The sequence below is a fragment of the Vicinamibacterales bacterium genome (assembly GCA_041659285.1).
Taxonomy (GTDB): domain Bacteria; phylum Acidobacteriota; class Vicinamibacteria; order Vicinamibacterales; family UBA2999; genus 12-FULL-67-14b.
Genome location: JBAZYO010000013.1, coordinates 120154 through 141544, shown reverse-complemented (window position 1 = coordinate 141544; position 21391 = coordinate 120154). Strand labels below are relative to the sequence as shown.

At 67.6% G+C, this 21391-nt stretch carries 17 protein-coding genes and 1 riboswitch; of the genes, 5 read left to right on the top strand and 12 right to left on the bottom strand.

The features are described from left to right. Positions 1–31 precede the first annotated feature (31 nt). The 7 genes from WC815_19090 to WC815_19060 are packed head-to-tail and all read right to left on the bottom strand — an operon-like array spanning position 32 to position 6446. A complete protein-coding gene (locus WC815_19090) occupies positions 32–1006 on the bottom strand; it encodes a c-type cytochrome (protein MFA5910888.1) in 975 nt (324 codons plus the stop codon). After that, a complete protein-coding gene (locus tag WC815_19085) occupies positions 1003–1188 on the bottom strand; it encodes a hypothetical protein (GenBank protein ID MFA5910887.1) in 186 nt (61 codons plus the stop codon). Before WC815_19085 ends, WC815_19090 begins: the two co-directional genes overlap by 4 nt. Next, on the bottom strand, positions 1185–2411 hold the full coding sequence (locus WC815_19080; GenBank protein ID MFA5910886.1) for a cbb3-type cytochrome c oxidase subunit II: 1227 nt from the start codon (positions 2409–2411) through the stop codon (positions 1185–1187). The genes WC815_19085 and WC815_19080 overlap by 4 nt, the downstream gene beginning before the upstream one ends. Then, positions 2408–3847 (bottom strand): cbb3-type cytochrome c oxidase subunit I, encoded by a 1440-nt coding sequence (locus WC815_19075; protein ID MFA5910885.1) that lies wholly within the window; start codon positions 3845–3847, stop codon positions 2408–2410. The genes WC815_19080 and WC815_19075 overlap by 4 nt, the downstream gene beginning before the upstream one ends. A gap of 1 nt (position 3848) precedes the next feature. Further along, positions 3849–4931, bottom strand: coding sequence for a hypothetical protein (locus tag WC815_19070; GenBank protein ID MFA5910884.1), 1083 nt, complete (start codon positions 4929–4931; stop codon positions 3849–3851). 37 nt (positions 4932–4968) lie between these two features. Next, a complete protein-coding gene (locus WC815_19065) occupies positions 4969–5673 on the bottom strand; it encodes a hypothetical protein (GenBank protein MFA5910883.1) in 705 nt (234 codons plus the stop codon). Positions 5674–5729: 56 nt separating this feature from the next. Further along, positions 5730–6446 (bottom strand): hypothetical protein, encoded by a 717-nt coding sequence (locus WC815_19060; GenBank protein MFA5910882.1) that lies wholly within the window; start codon positions 6444–6446, stop codon positions 5730–5732. Positions 6447–6701: 255 nt separating this feature from the next. Here WC815_19060 and WC815_19055 point away from each other — a divergent pair, with 255 nt between their 5' ends. Continuing rightward, positions 6702–7925: a hypothetical protein gene (locus WC815_19055; GenBank protein ID MFA5910881.1), complete on the top strand. Its 1224-nt coding sequence runs from the start codon at positions 6702–6704 to the stop codon at positions 7923–7925. Between the two features lie 24 nt (positions 7926–7949). On the opposite strand, the gene WC815_19050 is transcribed toward WC815_19055, so the two are convergent. Both WC815_19050 and WC815_19045 read right to left on the bottom strand, forming a co-directional pair. After that, positions 7950–8369 (bottom strand): CAP domain-containing protein, encoded by a 420-nt coding sequence (locus WC815_19050; protein MFA5910880.1) that lies wholly within the window; start codon positions 8367–8369, stop codon positions 7950–7952. 30 nt (positions 8370–8399) lie between these two features. Next, positions 8400–10037, bottom strand: coding sequence for an ABC-F family ATP-binding cassette domain-containing protein (locus tag WC815_19045; GenBank protein MFA5910879.1), 1638 nt, complete (start codon positions 10035–10037; stop codon positions 8400–8402). Positions 10038–10107: 70 nt separating this feature from the next. On the opposite strand from WC815_19045, the gene WC815_19040 reads away from it, so the two are divergent. The 4 genes from WC815_19040 (at position 10108) to WC815_19025 (ending at position 16091) form a co-directional block, all read left to right on the top strand. Next, a complete protein-coding gene (locus tag WC815_19040) occupies positions 10108–10821 on the top strand; it encodes a TerC family protein (GenBank protein MFA5910878.1) in 714 nt (237 codons plus the stop codon). Positions 10822–10836: 15 nt separating this feature from the next. Continuing rightward, positions 10837–11031, top strand: a riboswitch (cobalamin riboswitch). Between the two features lie 22 nt (positions 11032–11053). Further along, positions 11054–13450, top strand: a complete 2397-nt coding sequence (locus tag WC815_19035) for a TonB-dependent receptor (protein ID MFA5910877.1) — start codon at positions 11054–11056, stop codon at positions 13448–13450. A gap of 25 nt (positions 13451–13475) precedes the next feature. Next, positions 13476–14585 carry a PepSY-associated TM helix domain-containing protein gene (locus tag WC815_19030; protein ID MFA5910876.1) on the top strand — a complete coding sequence of 370 codons (1110 nt, stop codon included), beginning with the start codon at positions 13476–13478 and terminating at the stop codon, positions 14583–14585. Between the two features lie 273 nt (positions 14586–14858). Beyond that, complete coding sequence (locus WC815_19025; protein ID MFA5910875.1) at positions 14859–16091, top strand: DSD1 family PLP-dependent enzyme; 1233 nt, start codon at positions 14859–14861, stop codon at positions 16089–16091. A gap of 152 nt (positions 16092–16243) precedes the next feature. On the opposite strand, the gene WC815_19020 is transcribed toward WC815_19025, so the two are convergent. From WC815_19020 to WC815_19010, 3 genes are all read right to left on the bottom strand, one after another. Next, positions 16244–17329, bottom strand: a complete 1086-nt coding sequence (locus tag WC815_19020) for an aldo/keto reductase (GenBank protein ID MFA5910874.1) — start codon at positions 17327–17329, stop codon at positions 16244–16246. Continuing rightward, positions 17257–18261 (bottom strand): RluA family pseudouridine synthase, encoded by a 1005-nt coding sequence (locus WC815_19015; protein MFA5910873.1) that lies wholly within the window; start codon positions 18259–18261, stop codon positions 17257–17259. Before WC815_19015 ends, WC815_19020 begins: the two co-directional genes overlap by 73 nt. A gap of 93 nt (positions 18262–18354) precedes the next feature. Continuing rightward, complete coding sequence (locus WC815_19010) at positions 18355–21285, bottom strand: carboxypeptidase regulatory-like domain-containing protein (GenBank protein MFA5910872.1); 2931 nt, start codon at positions 21283–21285, stop codon at positions 18355–18357. Positions 21286–21391 lie beyond the last annotated feature (106 nt).

The following is a 21391-nucleotide window of genomic DNA, read 5'->3' as shown; positions in this document are numbered from 1 at the left end:
CCCGACCAGTAGTGCCCTCCCGGCCAGTAACCTACTTCCCGGGCTTCTTCAACGCCTTGTAATACGCGTCGATTTCCGGGAACGGTCCGTACTTGTGCTGGTCCTGCGGAAACGGATCGGCGTAGGGCCCGTAGCCGTTGTCGATGGGCTTCGCGGCGGGGTCCGGATAGTCCTTCTCGAGGTTCGGCATCTCGGGACGCGGCTTGCTGTTGATGAACGCCGCCACGTCGAACGCCTCGTCGTCGGCCAAGTCGGCCTTGCCAAGCGGCATGCGGGCCTTGATGAAGCGGGCGGCCGTGAGCACGCGGCCCATGCCGGCGCCGTCGTTGTAGCTGTCGGGCCCCCAGAGCGGCGGGAACAGGTAGCCCTTGCGCAGGTCGCCCGTGGCGAGCAGCCCGGCGCCGTCGTTGCCGTGGCAGGTGGCGCATTTCGTGCTGAACACGACCTGGCCCATCAGGATGTCGGCCCGGCGATTGGGTGTCTTGAAGGTGGAAGGCTCCTGCGCCTTCTTCGAGCCGGCACCCATCGCCGCGTACTGCGCCCCCAGCGACCGCAGGTACGACGCCATCGCGATCATCTCGGGATTGTCCATGGGCAGCGGCTTGCCGTTCATGCTGCGCTGCATGCACTCGTTGATGCGATCTTCGATGTCGGTCATCGCGCCCTGGCGGCCCGAGAAGCGCGGGTAGTGCTCGGTGGTCTGCAGCAGCGTCAGCGTGCCGGGCTCGGTGCCGATGTCGATGTGGCACGACGCGCACGCCAGGCGGTTGCCGATCATGCGCCGCTCGGGATCGGGATGGTCCTGTCCCAGCAACTCGGGCGTCTCACGCAACAGGCGGCGGCCGTACTCCTCGGTGGCCATGGCCGGCGGTGCGGCGCTCGCCTCGGCGGACCGCCCGTCGCCGAAATAGAGGGTGGCGGCGATGGCCGCGGCGCCAATCGCCGCGCACACCACCACGGCGGCGGCAAGGCCGCTACGGTCGGGACGCGTGTCGTCGGTGCTCACGCGGAGTGGCTCCTCTTGATGTCGCCGTCCGGGCGCTGGGCGCGATCATACCCCTGCACGGCACGCTGAAAATCAAACTTGGGCCGCTCGATCCAGGCCCGAAAATCCGGTCGTCGCCACCACGCGGCGGTGAACGCCACCGTGAACACGACCGACGAGACCACGATGAGGTCGGTGATCATCGGGATCCCCCATCGTAGAAGCCCCTGACGTGATGGGCAACGGCCAGCATCTCGTCGGCGCCCAGGCGCGAGTTCCACGGTGCCATCGGCGTCCCATCCACGCCGTTACGCAGCGCGCGAAGGCTGAGGTCGAGCGAGGGCCGCTGCTGCCGGAAATTAGCCGGCGCCATCGCCAGCGCCGCGGCCGCCGTGCCGCGGCCGTCGCCTTGCTGGCCGTGGCACTGCGCGCAACTGGAGGCGTAGACGCGCGCGCCGATCTCGGCCAGGTGCTCGGGCAGTGCCGGCTCCGCGCGGGCGGCGGCAAAGCTTTTCACCACCGCGGCCAGCGCGGCCAGGTCCGCGAGTGGATGGTCGCGCCACGCCGGCATGGCGGTGCCCGCCACGCCGTTCCACAGCACCTCCGCCAGCTGCGCGTCGCTGTATTCGTGCTCGGCCAGGTTGCCGGGCCGCGGCTTGAGCGCCGTCGCGCCGGGTCCGTCGCCCTGGCCCGAGCTGCCGTGGCAGCTGGCGCAATGGTCGCCGTACAGCTGCCGCCCGCGGGCGAGGTCGGCGGCAGGCGGCAGCGCCGGCACCTCGCCGCCGCGCCGCGTCTTCGCCGGGTTGGCGTTGACGGGCCCGTCAAACGCCATCTGCAACATCTCGTCGTCGGCGCAGTTGCACGCCTCGCGCGCGTGGGCCTCGCCCTCGGGGCCGGCAATCTCGCGGGCGCGGCCCAGGGTCTCGAGATACGACAGCAGGTCGCGTGCCGCCTGGCGCGGGCGGTCGGGCGCGCCGTCGAAGAGCGACGGGTATGCCGGCATCACCGACGCGGTCACCACCGACCGTGGCGCGAACAGGTGGGCGAAGTGCCAATCCGCCGATCGGGTGCCTGCCGCGCGCGACAGGTCGGGGCCGATGCGCCGCGTGCCCCACAGGTGCGGATAATCGAATCGCGTTTCCCACGCCAGCGTCGGCGCGCCAAACCGCGACATGTCGGTGTGGAGATAGCGAATCTGCTGCGTGTGGCAGTAGGCGCACCCTTCGCGGCCGTAGATGGCGCGGCCGCGCAGCGCGCTCGCGCTCATGCCCAGCGGGTGCTCGGGCGACATCGCCGCCGTCTGCGCCTCGATCACGCGCCTGGGCCACACGCCGAGCAGTCCCACCGACATCACGAAGAACAACACCCCGGCCACGCTGGCCACGAGATAGGCCTTGCGCACGGCCCGTCCCGGCGTGGTGCTCATGACGCGCCTCCCGCGACCGGCACCAGCTTCGGCGCGATCTGCTCAACCGGCGCAACGCCGACGCTGTCTTCCACCGCCGTCAATCCGCCGCCCCTTGGGCCGGTGGTGAGTCCCACCAGCAGCGAGATGAAGCCGCCAGCCAGCAGCCACGAGGAACCGTGCGCGCGAATCACCCAGAACACCCTCGATGCCCGCACCGACTCGATCCACGGCGCGCCGTCGGACCACAGGCGCCCCTGCACCAGTCCCGCAATCGTCAGGTCCACCACCATCAACAGCAATCCCGCCACCAGCAACCAGTAGGCGTGATTGATGGCGCGCGCGTTGTAGCGCGCCCATGGGATGCGCTGCCACGCGTGCACCAGGCCGCCGGCCGCGGCAAACGACGCGAACCCGAGCATGGCCAGGTGCGAGTGGCCCACCACCCAGTCGGTGAAGTGCACGGCCTGGTTGATCGACATCTGCGCCTGCATCGATCCCTGGAGGCTGACGATCAGGTAGAAGTAGGTGCCGGTGGCCACGAAGCGCAGGCCCGGATCCCTCGGAATCACCCCCGCGCCCCGGAGCGACAACAGCAGGTTGGCCACCACGATAATCACGTCCACGCCGAGCAGCGCCGAAGCCGTGATGGCAGCGAGCTGCGCCGACATCGGGATCACCGAGAACACGTAGTGGTGCGTGCCGTTCAGCGGATACAGGAAGAACAACAGCCAGAAGCCGAGCATCGACAGGAAGTGGCTGTAGATGGGCCGCCGCGTCGCGGCGGGGATCACGAAGTAAATGATGGCCAGCGCCAGCGGCGTCACGAACAGCCCCACCGCGTCGTGAATCCACAGGCCGCTGAAGGCGGCGCCGCTCGCCCCGGGCACGAACTCCGGCACGATGTTGCCCATCGGATAGGCCAGCAGCGTGAAGACCAGGCCGCCGATGATGTACCAGCTCGACACGTAGAGGTATTCGAGCCCGCGCGTGAAGAACGGCGGCAGGAACTGCACCGCCGCCATCAGCAGGGAGACGACCACGACGGCGTCAACGACGAGCGGGAACTCGGCCCACTCGAGCGGCTGGCTCACGCCCGCCAGCACCAGCACCCAGCCTGGCAGCATGACCGCAAAATTCCACAGCGCGAACAACCAGCGGCCCAGCCGCGGGCTCGTCACCGGGCGGCCGCTCAGGATCGGCACGGCGTGGTACAGGAACGCCAAGAAGGCGTTCCCCAGCCAGCCGAGCATGATGCCCTGGGTGTGGGAATAGCGCAGGCGTCCCCAACTGAGCCAGGGCGTGCCCGCGCCGAGATCCGGATAGAGCAACTGGAACGCGACGATGATGCCGAAGGTGACCGAGAGAAGCAGGGTCACCAGGGCGGCGATCCCGTGCGCGTGCACCAGGGTGGTATCGACCCTGGGCACGGCGCGGGTTTCAGCGATATCGGCCACGCTACTTGTTGATCGGGATCATGATGTGGGCCCCCGGGGTGCCGGGCAGCATCAGCCACGGCACGCCCTGGCCCTTGAGGGCTTCGTCGCGCTGGCTGCCTTCCGAGACGGCGATCGACTCCGGCGTGGCGCCGGGCACCGACAGCACCCACAGCAACTGGATGCGATCCTTCTTGCCGTAGAGCCGGTATGACATGGTGCCGAAGGGTGTCGGCTTGAGCGTGCCGGCCTTGGTGGCCGCGTCCACCGCCTCGGTCACTTCCTTGTCGGACTTGCCCTGCGCGCGCAGCTTCGCCGAGAAGTCGCGCCGCGCCGCGCCAACGACGTTGTAGCACCACGTGAAGCCGTCGGCGCCGCGCGGCGTGCACTCCACCTGGTTGGTGCCTTTCTTCAGCGTGATGCGCTCGCCGGTCTTGGGGTCGTACTTATAGACGGTGGCGCCGGCCTTCAGGTCGTCGGGCAGCGGCAGCACGGCCTGCTCGACTTCAGTGGGGGCGACGTCGGTGATGGCCGAGACCTTCACCGCGGGGTTGATCGGGATCATCACGTGCGCGCCGGGCGTGCCCGGCAGCATCATCCAGGGCAGCCCGTAGCCCTCGAGCGCCTCGTCGCGCTGGCTGTCGATCGACACGCCCACCGATTCGGGCGTGCGGTTGGGCAGCGAGATCACCCACAGGTTCTGGATGCGGTCGCGCTTGTCGTAGCCGCGGTACGACATCATGGCGGGCGCGCTGGGCGGCACCGTGCCGGCCTTCACCGCTTCGGCGACGGCCGCCGCGATCTGCTCGTCGGTCTTCTTCCCGGCGCGCAGCTTCGCCTCGAGGTCGCGGCGCGGGCCGAGCGACTTGTGATAGCAGCGCGTGAAGCCGTCGGCCATCGTCGGCTGGCACTCGATGAAATTGGTGCCCTGGCGGAGCACCGTGCGGGCGCCCGTCGCCGCGTCGTAGGTGACCACGGTCGCGCCGGCGCGCAGGTCCTGCGGCAGCACGCGCACGGCGTCGGCAATCCGCGGGTCCTGCGCCAGCGCTGCGGCAGGGGCCAGCAACAACACGGCGGCAGCGGCCGTGCGCATCAGTATCTTCATGTGAGCCTCCATCATTTCGTCGTTCCCGTCGCCAACCTCATTGGCGGTTGTAGGCGATGCCGGCGGCCTGCGCCTGTTCGATCGCAATCACCATGGCCGGCACGATGGTCACGCCCGGCAGCATGTTGGCGCGGAGTTCCTTGTCGAGATCCGCCGACTTGCCCTTGCCCCGCGCCTCGAGTTCTCCGCACCACGCCCCGAGCGCGTTGGCGCAGATCAGGAACTTGGTGCCCATCTTCTGCAGGCTCTCGATGCCGAGGGCGGGCATGGCGCCGGCGAACATCGGAATCGTGGGCGTCTGCATGGCCTGCATCAAGAGATGCAACTCGCTGGCGGTCGGGCGGTGAAATGGATTGCGCGCGTAGGGCTTGCCCGCGGCGTCCTTGAGTCCGGCGTACTCACCAAGCCCGTACTTCGCCCACATCGCGTCGTTGAACGCCAGCGAGATGCTGGCCCCCGGGCCGATGCCGTAAAAGGTCCCGACGGCGCCCACTGAACCCGGCGCCGCCTTGTAGGCCGCCGCATAGGTGCTCAGGTAGTTGAGGATGTGCAGGAGCCCGACGCCGTTCATGTGCTTCGAAAAATCGAAGACGCACCGGTGCGTGCCCTTCACCTCCGCGAGCCACGTCTCGGCCGCCGGTGCCTGGGCCGACGCGGCGAGTGGCGTGGCCAGCGACACGCCGAACGCCGACGCCGCGCCAATCAGCCGCCCGAGAAATCCACGACGCTGAATCGAATCCATTGGGCCCCCTTGCGCAGACGGGTTTGACGAACGGACACGAACCCGACGAACGGAACTTACCCGACGAACAACAGGCTGTAGCCGTACTCTTGCGCGCGCGTGGTCCCGACGACGCCCGCCGGCATGAAGCGGCTGCTCGGGATCATGTTCGCGGCCATCTCCTTGTAGACGGCTTCGCCGTCGCCGCTGCCCGCCAGCATGCGGGCAAAGCGATGGCTGGCGGTGTCGCACACCATGAACTGCACGCCACGCTTGGCCAGGCCATCGAACGCACTGCGCGGTGCCGCGTTGTAAGGATTGGTGGTGGGCGGCTCACCGGTGCGCGACGTGTATTTCACCGCGTCGGCCATCGCCTTGCCGTATTTCGCCCAGAGGGGATCGGTGAACGCGAAGACGGTGGCGGAGTGCCGCAGGCAGATCACCATGGCCAGGTCGGCATCGTCCAGGTTGTAGCCGGTCTTGTTGCCGGTGAAGAGGTTGTTGGCAAAGCCAAGGGCCTCGCCGACGCCGGTGGCCGAGGTGACGTCGAGCACCATGCGGTGTTTGCCGGGGATCTTGTCCAACCAGGCGTCCTTGTCGTGACGCACCGGCTTGAAGGCGGTGGCCGGCGGTGGCGCCGGCGGCGGCGCCTGAGCTTGAGCGCCCACCCGCGTGCCTGCCAGGGCCACGGCGGCCGCGGCCGCTCCCATGCCCGTCACCAACGATCGCCGCGCTCGCTTGTGCTGATCCATCAAAAGTCCTCCGCCCGGCGCCCCGGCATGACGCGCCAGCACGGCATTATACGGTGCGGCTGGACCTCCCACCTGCCCGAATCAGGCACCGGATGGGACAACTTGAGTGCTCCCAGTGTGGATTGCCTGCGCCCGCGACGGCAGCCCTCTTGCAATCTCTTCATGCAGAGCCCACGGCCCGGCTGGGTCGGGGGTATCGACCGGCGGTAGCGGACGCGCCGCAGTGGTTCCGCCACCGCCGGAAAAACTATTGTCGTGCGCCGAGGGCCTTGGCGCAGCGACTCGAAGGATGGCGTTATGTACGGAAAAAGCTCAAGTGTAATCAGACGTGTCACCATCGGCGCCGGGCTTGCGGCCGTTGTTTCGCTGCTGTCGGTCTCGGTCGCCACCGCCCAGCCGCCGCGTGACGCGGACGGCTACCGAAATGCGACGCGGCTGGGCGGCTCGACGTCGTTCCACAAGCCGGAGCTGACCAACCCGGCGAGCCTCAAGCGCATGGCGGAGACCAAAGGCATGGCGGACGACGTCCGCAAGGTCCTGGGTGACGCGGGCGTGAGCGGAACCGCCGATGCCGTGCTGGCCGTGTTGTCGAGCGGCGCGCCCGCTGCCGTGATCGCGTCATGCAGCGATGCGACGCCCGTGGATGGCGTGCTGGTCGAATGCGAATTTCAGCGCGGCGCCACCATCGAGTGGATGGCCTACCGGCCGAACATGGGACGGCGCGATCGCACGCCGAGCCGGCTCGAAAAGCTCCGCTGGTCCGGACGCCAGCCGTTCAAGACCTACCTGTTCCGGGTGACCGCCGACAATCGCATCCATACATTCATCGTCCCGAAGGAATGCGGCAACCTGTCGCTGGTGTCGGTGCAGGAGATCCGTCGCGAGGCGCCGCCCGCACCGGCTCCGCCGCCGCCCGCGCCGGTGGTGACCCCACCGCCGCCCGCGCCGCCGGTGGTGGTCGAGCCCCCGCCGCCCGCGCCGCCCGTCATCGTGGAGACGGCCCCGGCCGTGGCCAGCGTTAAGGCGTCGCCGTTCTTCTTCGACGTGCTCGGCGGCAAGGATCGCCGGGTCCGCCCGATCGACGGCCGCTCGACCGTTGACGGTTCGCCGGTTCTCGCCAACGCGGGCGCGACCGACTTCGCCCAGTGCTCACCGCTGGTCGGCTTCAAGTTCGGCGCCGCCAAGCGCTTCGACAACGACTGGGAACTGGCCGGTGGCCTCGGCGTGGCCTTGAGCCTCGTCACCGACGACAAGAAGGTGCGCGAGCACGAAGTCTTCGCCGACGTGGAACTGAACAAGTATGTCGGCGGCGGCTCGTTCATCGGGACCGGCGTGTCGCTTTGGGACGTGACCCGCAGTGACACCGTTACCCCCGCGTGGATGCTGCACTTCGGCATCCCGCTCGGGACCCACCCGTCGCATCCCGTCTACTTCATCGGCGAAGGGCGGATGTTCCTCGATCACGCCGACGACATCAAGAACAACTACCTGGTGTGGGGCGGCGTGCGCGTGCACTTCTAGCCGCTAAGGCATCGGTCGCGTGACTCAGCGTTCGAATCGAGCGAACAGCTGGGTCACGCGCACCTCGGACGCGGTCAGGGCGACGCCAATGCCGAGGTGGTCGTAGCGGCGGTTCAGGATGTTGGCCCGATGGCTGCGGCTGGCCATCAGTTGCCTGATCGCCTCGTCCACAATGCCCGTCAGGTTCGCCGGTGTCACCGGACCCGAACGCATCCAGAGATTCTCCGCCGTTTCGCCCGACGTCCATTGCAGGACCGCGTTGATGCGATCCGCATGCGTTTTTCTGTCGGGGTTGACGTGCGCGAAGAAACGCCGGCGCAGCATGTCTTCGCTGTGGCGCCTCGCGGCGAGCGACAAGGTGGCGGCTTCGACCAGCGGACGGAGCCCGCCGCGGCGGCGTTGCCCGTTGGTCAGGTCGAAGAGCCGTTGTTCGACTTCGTTCACGCGCTTCACCTCGCGCGGTCGCCGCTCGGGCTAGGAATGAATGCCGGGCGCTTCGTGGCCGGTGCGCTCGACGTATTCCACGTAGGAGCCCGGATACGCGTGCGGGTGCGTGTCGGTGCCGGTCTCGCCGCCGAGCTCCAGCACGCGGTTGCTGATGCCGCGCAGGAAGGCGCGATCGTGGGACACGAAGATCATCGTCCCCTCGAAGGCCTTGAGCGAATCCACCAGCATTTCCTTGGTCGCCAGGTCGAGGTGGTTGGTCGGCTCGTCCAGGATCAGGAAGTTGGGCGGGTCGAAGAGCATGCGCGCCATCACCAGGCGTGACTTCTCGCCGCCCGACAGCGCCCGGATCTTCTTGTCGACATCGTCGCCCGAGAACTGGAAGGCGCCGGCCAGCGAGCGCAGCGCGCCAACGCCTTCCCGCGAGAAGTCCTTCTGCAGTTGCTCGAACACCGTGAGATCGCCGTCCAGCAGGTCGAGCGACTGCTGCGCGAAGTAGCCCATCTTCAGGCTGGCGCCCAGCCGCACCTCGCCGTCGTCGGGCGCCAGCGCGCCGGCGAGCATCTTGAGCAGCGTGGTCTTGCCGGCGCCGTTGCGGCCCATCACCGCCCAGCGCTCACCGCGGCGGATGGTGAGGTTGAAGCCCTCGTAGATCACGCGCTCGCCGTAGGCCTTGGCGAGTCCCTCGATCACCGCCACCTGGTCGCCGGAGCGGGGCGGATCCTTGAAGGTGAACTTCACCACCACGCGCTGCTTGGGCAGCTCGAGCTTCTCGATCTTGTCGGGCGCCTTGATGCGGCTCTGCACCTGCGAGGCCTTGGCGGCGTGGGTCTTGAAGCGATCGATGAAGCGCTGTTCCTTGGCGAGCATCGACTGCTGGCGCGCGTAGGCGGCTTCCTTGTTGGCCTCGCGCAAGGCGCGCTCGCGCTCGTAGAAGTCGTAGTCGCCCGAGTAGAGCGTGATCTCGCCGCTGTCGATTTCGGCGATCTTCGAGACGATGCGGTTCATGAATTCGCGGTCGTGCGAAGTCATGAGCAGGGCGCCGTCGTGCGACTTCAGGAAGCTTTCGAGCCAGATGATCGACTTGAGGTCGAGGTGGTTGGTCGGCTCGTCCATCAGCAGCACGTCGGGCTTGCCGAGCAGCACGCGGGCCATGGCGACGCGCATCTTCCAGCCGCCCGACAGCGCGCCGACGTCGCCGTCAACGCGGTCGTCGTCGAAGCCGAGGCCATGGAGCACTTCGCGGGCCTGGCTTTCGAGGGCGTAGCCGCCGAGGTGGTCGTACTCTTCCTGCACCTCGCCGAAGCGCGCGAGGATCCTGTCCATGTCGTGCGCGCGCGCCGGATCGGCCATGGCGTGCTGCAGCTCTTCGAGTTCGTGATGGAGGTCGCCGGCGCGGCCGCTGCCGGCAATGGCCTCGTCGAGCACCGAGCGGCCCGACATCTCTTCGACGTCCTGGCGGAAGTAGCCGATGGTCAGCTTTTTCGGGACGGTGACGTCGCCCTCGTCCGGGCCTTCTTCGCCCATGATCATCCGGAAGATCGTGGTCTTGCCGGCGCCGTTGGGCCCCACCAGCCCCATCTTCTCGCCGGGGTTCAGCTGGAACGAGGCGTCGACGAACAGGAGCTGCTTGCCGTACTGCTTGTTGATATTGGCGAAGGAAATCAAGGGAAGTTCGGGATCCAGTATAGCGTGGAGCGCCCCGCCGGGCCTCAAGGTATGATCGGGCTACCCTGTCATGGATGAACTGTTCACGCCCGCCTTCCTGACCGGCTTTTTCACGATCATCGGCATCGACGTGATCCTGTCGGGGGACAACGCCGTGGTCATCGCCCTGGCGGCGCGCTCGCTGCCAGAGCGGCAGCAGAAACGCGCCGTGTTCTGGGGCGCCGGCGCGGCCGTGGCCCTGCGCGTGCTGCTGGCGGCGGTCGCCGTGCAGATGCTGCGCTTTCCCTATCTGAAGCTGGCCGGCGGCGCCATGTTGCTGTGGATCGCCGTGAAGCTGCTGCTCCCCGAATCGGACGAGGCCGACGTGGCCCCGGCGGACCACCTGTGGGCGGCGGTGAAGACGATCGTGGTGGCCGACTTCGTGATGAGCCTCGACAACGTCGTGGCGGTGGCGGCGGCGGCGAAGGGCAGCGTGCTGCTGCTGGCCCTCGGGCTGCTGATCAGCATTCCACTGGTGGTATTCGGCGCCAGCATGTTGATGAAGCTGATGGAACGCTGGCCGATCATCATCACCCTTGGCGCCGGCATTCTCGGCTGGACCGCGCTCGACATGGCGATCACCGACCCGATGGTGGCGCCGCTCCTGCACGGGACCTCGCGAGCGCTCCACCTGGCCATTCCCGCGGCCGGCGCGATCTTCGTGATTGCGGTCGGCAAGCTGATCGCGATGCGTCACCGGCGCGAGCCGGCCATGGCCGGCAACGCCGGCCTGGTTCGCGACTGACGCGCGACCGCGTGATATAACTGACCTTGCTCGGGTGCCCACGAGGGCCTAACAGGGAAGTCCGGTGTAACACCGGCGCGGTCCCGCCACTGTAAGGACGGAACGCTCGCTTCGAATGCCACTCGGCGTGTTGCCGGGGAAGGTGAAGCGAGCCGCAGCCACTACTGCATCCTCCAAGCCAGGAGACCTGCCCAAGCAGCAACCATTCGACTGGCCCGAGGAGGCTGCGGTCATGTACCTGCCGTTTCGTTCTGTACTCGTTTTCCTGTTCATTCTTCAGGTCGCTGCCGGTCCGGCTAACGCCGGACGCCGCATCGATCAGGCGGCGCCGGCCGGCATCGCCATGCAAGGCGTCGTGTCCGATACGTCGGGCGCCGTCGTTGCCGGAGCCACGGTCGAGGCCCTCGCCGCCGGCCGTTCAATTGCCAGCGCCGCGACCGGCGCCGACGGGCACTACCGCCTCGACCTCCCGGCCGGCGTGCCGGTCGAAGTGCGCGTGCACCGCGACGGTTTCGCCGATCAAGTGATCGCGGTGGCCGGCGGGTGGCAGACGGTGACGAAGCACGTGACGTTGCAGCTGGGCGGCGTCGCCGACGCGCTGGTCGTGACGGCAGCGCGCGGGGCCGAGAGTCGCGCCCATGTCACCGAGTCGGTGACCGCATTCACGCGCGCCGACATCGAGGCGCTCGGCGGCGCCTCGCTCGCCGACGTGGTCCGCTACGTGCCGGGCGTGAACATCGAGAGCAACGGGCGCGACGGCGCGCTGGCGTCGATGTTCTCGCGCGGCGGCGAGTCGGACTACAACCTGGTCCTGATCGACGGCGTGCGCGTCAACCAGAGTGGCGGCGGATTCGACTTCAGCCGCATCAACGCCGCCGAGATCGATCGCGTGGAGGTGGTGCGCGGCGCGCAGTCCTCCCTGTGGGGATCCGACGCGATGGGCGCCGTGGTGCAGATCTTTACCAGGCGCGCCGGCGCCGGCGATGGCGCGCAGGCGACCGGGTCGGCCGAAGGCGGCTCGTTCGGCGCCCTCCGCAGCGACCTGCGCCTCAATGGCGGCGCGTCCCGTTCGGTGGACTACTCCGCGGGTATCTCGCATCGCCGGTCCAGCGGCGCGTTTGCGGACCTGTTGCCGGAAGACGATCGGTTCGAGCAGACGGCGTTTGACGCGGGCCTGGGCGCCACGCTCGGCCGCCGCGCCGGCGTGCGCGGCGCGGTGCGCTACACCAAGGGCTCCGGCAAGGCCGTCGGGCCGATCAGCTACGGCGCCCGGGACAGCGGCGGCGCCTACGAGACGCGCGACCTCTCGGGCCACGTCGACCTGTCGCACTCGCTGGGATCGCGGCTGACCGGCACGGCGACGTTCAACTACTTCCGCTACAAGAGCGTGTCGGCCGACACGGTGAGCGACCCCGGCGTCGTCACCTACGCCGTGCTCGCCGGCACGCCCAACGCGATCTTCCCGAACGGCACGCGGCTGGTGCGCCTGGTTGACGCCGCGGAGTTCAACGCCCTGGTGGCCGCCGGCGCGACGCCGGCGCCGGGACAGTTCCTGGCCTCCGGGCAGTCGTACGACTTTCCGTTCACCAGCACGTCGCAGTTCCGCCGGCCGGCCGTCCGGTATCAAGCCGACTACGCCTGGTCCGGCCACCGCTTGAGCGCCGGGTACGAGTGGGAGCGCGAGAGCGACCCGCTCAGCGCCGGCAGGGGGCTCACCAACCACTCGGCGTTCGTCCAGCAGCAATTCACGGCCCGCGATCGCTGGTTCGCCACCGTGGGCGGCCGCTTCGACCGCAAGGAGGGCTTCGACACCTTCTTCAGCCCGAAGCTGTCGGTGGGCGGCTTCGTCGTGCCCTTCCGTCGCGGCGCGGTGTCGTCGGTGAAGGTGTTCGGCAACCTCGGCAAGGGCATCAAGTCGCCGTCGCTTGGCGATCGGTTTGGCGGTCCCTACGCCGATCCGGCGCCGGACCTCGCCGTGGAGCGCGCGCGCACCGGTGATGTCGGCGTCGAAGCCACGTTCGCCGACCAGCGGTTCCATACCTTGGTGACCTACTTCAACAACGACTACACGGATCAGATCGCCTACCGCGGCGGCCGCGTCGGTGACGGCGTGGCCGAGCTCATCAACATCGACGGCTCGAAGGCGGATGGGTGGGAAGTGGAGTGGGCGCTGCAGCGTCCGGTGGCCGGCTTCACCGCGGCGGCGAGCTATGCCCTGGTGGACAACCGCGTGGTCACCAACATCAGCACCAGCCAGCAGTTCCAGCCGGGACAGCCGCTGCTGCGCCGGCCGAAGCACTCGGGCGCCGTCCGCGCGTCGTGGGTCCGCGGCCGCGCCTCGGTGTCCTTCCATGCGCGGCTCGTCGGCGAACGGCACGACAACAGCTTTCTCTTCCTCCGAACCGTGCCGAACGCTGCGCGACCGGCGGCCATCACCACCGACATCACGGTCAACCCCGGCTACACGGTGATGGGGCTCGGGCTCGATCTCCGCGTCCACGACACGCTGACGCTCTTCGTTCGCGGCGACAACCTCGGCGACCAGGCCTACGACAGCGTGCTCGGCTATCCGGCGATGCCGCGCGCCGTCGTCGCCGGCGCGCGCTTCAATCTCGGCGCCCGCCGCTGACAACGCGGCTGGCAGTGAGACAGCGATGAGACGTCTCCTCTTCCACATTCACGTCGTCGTGGGAGTCGCGACGGGCCTGTACGTGTTCGTCATCGGCATCAGCGGGGCAGCGCTCGTCTTTCGCATCGACATGCAGCGGGCGCTGCACCCCCACCTGTTCACCGCTCGCGCCACCGGCCCATTGGCCGAACCCGTGGCGGTGATGGCGAGCGTCAGCCGCGCCTATCCCCGGCACCGATTGTCGGGAGTGGAGGCGCCCACCACGTCACGGCCCACCTATCTCGCCTATGTCACGAGCGGCGTCGAGTTCAGGACCGTCCTGGTCGATCCGGTCAGCACCGACGTGCTGGGCGAACTGCCGGACCACACGCCGATCCAGGCGTTGCAGGAACTGCACTTCAACCTGTTGGGTGGGCGCGCCGGGCGGCTGGTCAACGGCGCCGGCGCGTTCGCCATCCTGATCCTGTGCGCCACGGGTCTCGTGATCTGGTGGCCGGGCGCCAGGGCCTGGCGCCGGGGATTCATGGTGGACACCAGCCGCGACGGCCCGCCGTCGCCAAGGCTATGGCGGCCAAGCCGCCGCGTGCTGTGGGAGTTGCATCGCGCGATCGGCATCTGGACCGTGGCGTTCACCGTCATGTTTGCCGTCACCGGCCTGTCGTTCGTGTTCCCGTCAGGATTGCGAGCGGTCGTGGACAGCGTGTCAACGATTACGGTGGCGCGGTCGCCGCAGTCGGGCGCGCCGGCGGCGGGCAACACCCCGCCGTCGTGGGCCCAGATGCTCGATCGGGCGAGGGGATTCGCGGCGGGACAGCACGTCGCTCGAGTGGTGATGCCGTTCGGCGATCGCGGTGCGTTCCTCGTGATGTTCGCCAACGAGAGCCCAACGCCGGCCGGGTCGGAACTCACGTCGATCTACCTGGATCAATACACCGGGGATCGCCTGGCCACGACCTCGTCCGGGCGAACGATGGGGGATGCGGCGATGGCCGCGATGGCGCCGCTGCACGTCGGCGGCGTCGGCGGCCAGACCGGGAAGGTCATCTGGTTCCTGTTCGGACTTGGGCCGCCGATCCTGTTCGTGTCCGGTTTCATCCTGTGGTGGATCCGCAAGGTCCGCCCGCGCCTGTCTTAACGGGCCGCAGATTGCGCAGATTAGACGCAGAGGCACGAGGACCCACGTCGCCGGGCTTTGCCCGGCGACGGCGGTGAGGCCCCGGCCACGAACCTCGAGAGACGTCCAAGAGGGCTCCGATGTCTCTCGGGTTCGTAGCCCGGGGCCTCACCTGCCGGCCGAAGGCCGGCGTGGGTCCTCCGGCATCCTTGTTCGCGTGGGATTGCCGTGGATGAATCTGCGTAATCTGTGTAATCTGCGGCAGTCTTCCTTGGACAAGCAACAGGAGCCAGCATGAAGTCCCATTCGACTCGTCGCGCATTTCTCGCCACATCGGCGGCCACGGCGGCCCACGTGTGGATCCCCAGGCCCGTGAAGGGCTACACCGCGGAAGAGATTCTCGCGCCGGTCAAGCCGATGACCACCGGCATCTCGAAGTGGGATCTCGACACGCCGGCGCTGTGCGTCGACCTCGACAAGCTCGAGCGGAACATCGCGAAGATGCAGCGCTCGCTGGCCGCCAACAAGATCGGCAGCCGGCCGCATGCCAAGACCCACAAGTGCGCGCCCATCGCGAAACTGCAGATGGCCGCCGGCGCGCTCGGCATCTGCGCCGCCAAGCTGAGCGAGGCGGAGGCGCTGGCCGGGCAGGGCCTCGATCGTATCTGCATGACCACCGGCAACCTGTCGGCCAACAAGATCCGCCGTGCTATGCAATTGCGCCAGCGCACGCCGCAATTCATCCAGGCGGTGGACTACGAGCCGAACGCGCATGACCTGAACGCCGCCGCCAAAGAAGCGGGCGTGACGGCCGACGTGGTGGTCGACATGGCGGTGGGCACTCGCAGCGGCATTCCGCCTGGCGACGATGCCCTCGCCCTGGCCAAGCTTGTGGACCGGCTGCCGAACCTGAAGCTCCGCGGCGTGCTGTCGTACGACGGCGGCGCCCAGCACATCACCGGCTTCGCCGAGCGCAAGGAGCGCGCGCTCAAGAACATCGACGACAACGCGCGCACCTTCGAGGCCATGAAGCGAGCCGGCCTCAACACCGAAATCTTCAGCGGCGGCGGCACCGGCACCTACAACATCCAGCACCTCGTGCCGGGGTTCACCGACGTGCAGGTCGGCAGCTACATCTTCATGGACATGCAGTACCTGGCGATTGGTGGCGAAGACGGTAACCCGGTCTACTCGGATTTCGCATCATCGCTGACCGTGCTCGCCACCATCGTCAACAACCGCTTCCCGGGCCGGCTCACCACCGACGCCGGCGCCAAGGCCCTCACGCTCAACGTGCCGCGACCCGGCGTGATCGGCGAGCCGGGCATGGACTACAACCCCGGCTCGGACGAGTTCGGCACCATCACGTTCAAGGAAGCCAGCAAGAGCTACAAGATGGGCGATCGCCTCGAGCTGATCGTGCCGCACTGCGATCCGGTGGTGAACCTGTACGACTACATCTACGGCATTCGCAAGGATCGCGTGGAGGTGGTCTGGCCGGTGACCGCTCGCGGTCATTCGCAGTAGCAGCCTCGTTCGCCCGCGCCCGGCGACGCGGGTCCTCCGGCATGCGGTTCGCGCGGGCGGGCCGTCGCTGAATCTGTGTAATCTGCGTAATCTGCGGCTGCATTGAGACAAGCGACACGCGCCCGCGAGCGTATCTGCGGCTGTCTTCCCGGTCAGTAACGGTCGTCGTCACTCTGCGGCAGCAATGGCCACATCTGCGACGGCGTGCCGTTGATGGTGGTGCCGCCCTGCCCGAACATGGCCGCCATCGGCCCGAAGCCGGCGGGGAAGGCGAGGGTCGGTGCCGACACGGTGTTCAACGCGGCGAGGTGCGCCTCGGTGAGCACGATGTCGAGCGCGGCCAGGTTCTGGTCGAGTTGATCGAGCCGGCGCGCGCCGATGATGGTGGAGGCGACGCCCGGCCGCGACTGCACCCAGGCCAGCGCCACGGCCGCCGCCGTCGAGTTGAGCTCGCCGGCAATGCGAATCAGTTCGTCGATGATGGTGTAGGTGCGCTCGGTCAGGAAGTTGGTGACCCGCTCACCGCGGTCGGCCTTCAGTTGGCCCTGGTTCTGGCGCGTGTACTTCCCCGACAGCACGCCGCCACGGAGCGGTGACCACGGCGTCACGCCGAGACCCAGCTCCAGCGCCATCGGCGTCAGTTCGCCTTCCACCGTGCGCTCGATGAGTGAGTACTCGATTTGCAGCGCGATGATTGGCGCCCAGCCGCGGAAGTGGGCCTGGGTCTGCGCCTGGGCGACTTTCCACGCCGGTGTGTCGGAAATGCCGATGTAGCGGACCTTGCCCGCCCGAACCAGGTCGTCGAGCGCGCGCATCGTCTCTTCGATTGGCGTGAAGCGGTCCCAGAAGTGCATCCAGTAGAGATCGATGTAGTCGGTGCGGAGCCGGCGCAGCGATTGCTCACAGGCCGCGATGATCGACTTGCGGCCCGCGCCGCCGCCGTTCGGGTCGCCGCGATAGAGGTTGGTGAGGAACTTGGTGGCAATCACCGCCCGGTCGCGGCGCCCGGGCGACTTGGCGAAGTAGTCGCCGATGATCACTTCGGAGTGGCCCTTGGTGTAGCCGTTCGCGGTGTCGATGAAGTTGCCGCCGCGTTCCAGGAAGCGATCGAGGATGGCTTCAGACTCGGCCACGGTGGAGCCCCAGCCCCAGTCTTCGCCAAACGTCATGGTCCCCAGGCACAGCGGGCTGACCCGGAGCCCGGAGTGGCCAAGCGTGATGTAGTGGTTGAGCGGCATGGCGTCTCGATTCTAGTGGGAGCGGACCAGGGATGCCTCGGCCGTGGTGCGGAGCGCGGCCGGCGGCGGTGCGTGCAAGTGTAGCGCGTGCCCCGTGATCGGGTGCGCGAAGCGCAAGTGCTCGGCATGCAGCAGGTAGCCGCCGTCACCGGGGAGTCCAGGGTCGATCTTGATCGTGCCGCCCTCGCCGTAAGCGGATCGCCCACCAGTGGATGCCCCGCATAGGCGAGGTGAATCCGGATCTGGTGCGATCGGCCGGTCGTGATGTCCACGCTGAACAGCGTGCGATCCGTTCCGCGTTCGAGGACCGTCGCGACGCTGTGTGACGGCTTGCCGGTCGCCGAGGCGGCCTCCACCTCGCCCAGCAGTGGATGCGGTACCGGGCCAATGGCGGCATCGATCTCGAACCTGTCCGTGTGCGCGACGCCGGTGCCGAGCGCGCGGTAGGTCTTCGTCACCGCGTGGTCGCGCCAGGCCCTCGCGAGCGCCGATCCCGCCTCGTGGGTCCGCGAGAACAACACCACGCCTGAGGTGCAGCGGCCCAGCCGGTGCATGGGGCTCGCCTCGGGATACCGCTCGCGCACCAGGTGGAGCAGCGTGTGCTGCAAGAACCCGCCCGCGGGCATGGTGGGCAGGCCGCTGGGCTTGTCTACCGCCACCATCGACTCGTCTTCGTAGATCACCTCGAACCGCGACGGCACGTCCGGCTCGTCCCAGGGCGGACGATGCCACACCACGATCTGGCCGGGGCGAAGGACCGCGGCGCCGCGGGCGCGCACGCCTTCGATCTCGATCTCGCCACGGCCCAGCCGCTCCGCCCATGCCGCGGCGGTCGAGTGGGTGCGGGTGGCGGCCAGGTAGTCGAGCACGGTGCGACCGGCGCCTTCGGGCCCGACTTGCTCCCGATACGACCACCCGCGATTCATCGCCATCGAGGCATCATGCCTCAGTTTCTGATGCACTAGTGGTCCGTCCGGGGAGTGAGTGGGTAGTCGGACCCCCGAGGCGGGGGCCCGACGCGCACATTAGAAGCCGTACCTGATGTTGAATTGCACGGTCCGGGTCGGCCCGCCGTTGAAGATCGTGGTCAACCTCAGAAAGGTCGCCGCCGCTCTCCGGTCGCCGGACGGGTTGGCGAAGTTCGGTTCGTTAGTCATGTTGAAGACGTCGACGAACAAGTTGAGGCTGCGCACGCCGGCCATCCGGATCTGGTATCCAGCCCGGAAATCCACACTCAGGAAATTAGGCCCTCGCGCCCCGTTGCGTCCCCCCTTGTAGTCGACCGTGATCGCATCCTCGCCGGTGCCACGATAAGTGCCGGCCGGAAGGTACTCGTTCGCGGTGAGGCCGTTCTGGTCGGCATCGAACGTCGTGTCGATTAGCGAGAACGGCGTGCCGGCGCGCGCCTGCACGACGCCGCTCACCTTGAGCCCGCCCGTGCGCGGCACGTCATAAGAGGCCGCCAACGAGACGATGTGCGGACGATCGACATTGGTCGGGCCGATTTCGTTGCCCGTCAGACGCAGGTCGTCAAGGAACTGCGAGTTGATCGTGTCCCCCTGGCCGGTGGCGGTGTTGCCGCGGCCGCGCGAGTAGGCGTACGAGAAACGCGCCATCAGGCCGTTGGTGGGCCGCTTGGTCGCCGAGACCTGAATCGTGTTGTAGTTGATCCAGCCTTCGTTGACGAGCGTGTCCACGCGCGCGGCGAACTCTCCGACACTGCCGACAAGAGGGTTGGTGCGCGTCACGCTGCCGGTGGCAAGGCCCGTTGACCGACGGCCGGGGTTCAGATCCTTCAGCATGTACTGCGCGCGCTGTTCGGACCGGATGAAATCGATTCCCACGCCCAGGCTGGCGCCGATCTGCCGTTCGTATCCGAGACTGTACTGTCTCGACCAGGCGACCTGCCGATCGGGATTGTCGAATCGGACCGTGCCGACATTCCGCTGGGTCGTCCCCGGTGGAAACAGCGCATCGATCGCCGCGTGATTGACGACCGGTCCGTTGCGCAGCATCGGGTCGGTCGGAATGGTGCCGGCGCGCGGCCCCGGATCGATGTTATTGGTCGGGAATTGCACCGTAAACGAACTCGAATTACGGCCGTTCGAAAACATGTTGGTCAGGAACGTGTACGACGTGCGTTGATAGAACAGGCCGACGCCGCCGCGCAGGGCCGACCGTCCCTCGGCGTCCATGGTGTAGTTGAAACCGAGACGGGGCGCGATGTTGTTCGAGTCCATTGGGTAACTGTCCGGATCGCCGGAAGACAGCGGGTTGTCCCGGTTGGGCGTGGGCAGCACCTCGATGTCGTAGCGTGCGCCGGCGCTGATCGTGAGCCGGTCCTTCACCTTCCACTTGTCCTGCGCGAACATGCCGATGAAGTGGCCCTTCATCAGGAAGTTAACGGGGTTGGCGACGCGCACCGACAGCCGTTCCGGGTAGGTGCGAGGATTGGCGGCGTTGAACGGCTGGTCCTGGTTGAAGGTGAAGGTGCCGTTCATGTTGCCGTAGTCCTCGACCCGCAGCGTCGAATACAGGTAGTTGACGCCGAACTTGAGGTCGTGGTCACCCGCCTTGTTGGGCACAAACCACGCAAACACGTTGTCGGCACCGTAGGCGACGTCGAGCCGCCGGTTCGCGCGGGCACTCTGCTGGTCGCTGAAGTTCAGGTGGTTGAGCGTTGGCAACAGGATCTTCTGGTCGTGGCCGTTGCTGTTGAAATTCGGGTTGCCGAAGAAGACGTCTTCTTTCACCGCGGAGACCCGGAAGGTGTTGACCTTGGTCGATCCGATCACCGAACTGAGGTTGCCGACCACGGTCCAATCGACGTCGGTCTCGGCCTCGGTGCGGGGCTCCGTCCAGGTGTCCAGCAGTTGTACGGGTTGCGGTGAGGTCTCGCGAAGCCAGCGGACCCCGTAGGTGTGGTTGGACGTCAACTGGTGATCGACGCGGAGGTAGGTGTTCCAGACCCGCGTGTTCTCGAACGCCGTGCGGTTCAGGTCCGGGCGGCTGGGGATGTTGATCGTGACGCCGCCGTCGAGGATGACGCGCTCGACGCTGGCGAAGAAATGCATCTTGTCTTTCAGGATGGGGCCGCCGAGCGTGCCGCCGAATTGCTGTTGCTTGGTCGCCGGCTTCTCGAGCCCCTGCTTGGCCGCGAAATAGTCGAGGGCCGTGCCGCGCTCATCCTGGAAGAACCCGAACACGCTGCCGCGGAAGCTGTTGGTGCCCGCTTTCGACACCGAGTTCACCACGCCCCCTGACGACATCCCGTACTCGGCGTCGAACTGGCTGGTCAGCAGTTGGAATTCCTGGACGGCCTCGAGGGGCACGCGGGCCTGGGCGCCGCCGTTGCCGCCGTTGAACGTGTCGTTGTTGTTGGACCCGTCCATCGTGTAGTTGACGTTCCGGACGTTCTGGCCAGCCACGCTGATCGAGTCGGCGCCGAACGTGGTCATCGACACCGTGGCGACGACTCCCGGCAGCAGGCCCAGGTAGCCGGCAAAGTTGCGGTTGAAGCTCGGGATCTCGACGAACTCCTTGGCGCTCACGTTTCCGCCGATCGCCTTCGAACTGGTATCGACCAGAGGAGACTCTCCCGTGACCGTGACCGACTCCTCGATCCCGCCGACCTGGAGCTGCACGTCGGACTGCGTGGTGCGCCCGACCGCCAGCTCCACATCGCGCCGCTGGTACTTCTTGAAGCCCGTCAACTCAGCCGACAGTTCGTAGACCCCCGGGGCCATCGCACTCAGGAAGAACGTGCCGTCGGCCCCGCTGACCGTTTCGCGGTAGAGCCCGCTTTCCTGATGCCGGGCCACAATCGTGACTCCCGGCAGCGCCCCACCCTGCTGGTCGGCAACCTTCCCGCGAAGATCCGCCGTGCCCTGCTGCGCGAATGCCGTTGCCGTCACGATGAACAACGCCGCGACCACCGCGCTTGTTAGCCGTTTCATGGTTAGCCTCCCAACAGGTCTTGCAGCAACGCGCTGAATGACGACGAACACGCACGGACGAGAGCGACCGGGCCGAATGAAGAGAAATCTGCCTGCCGGACCGCGG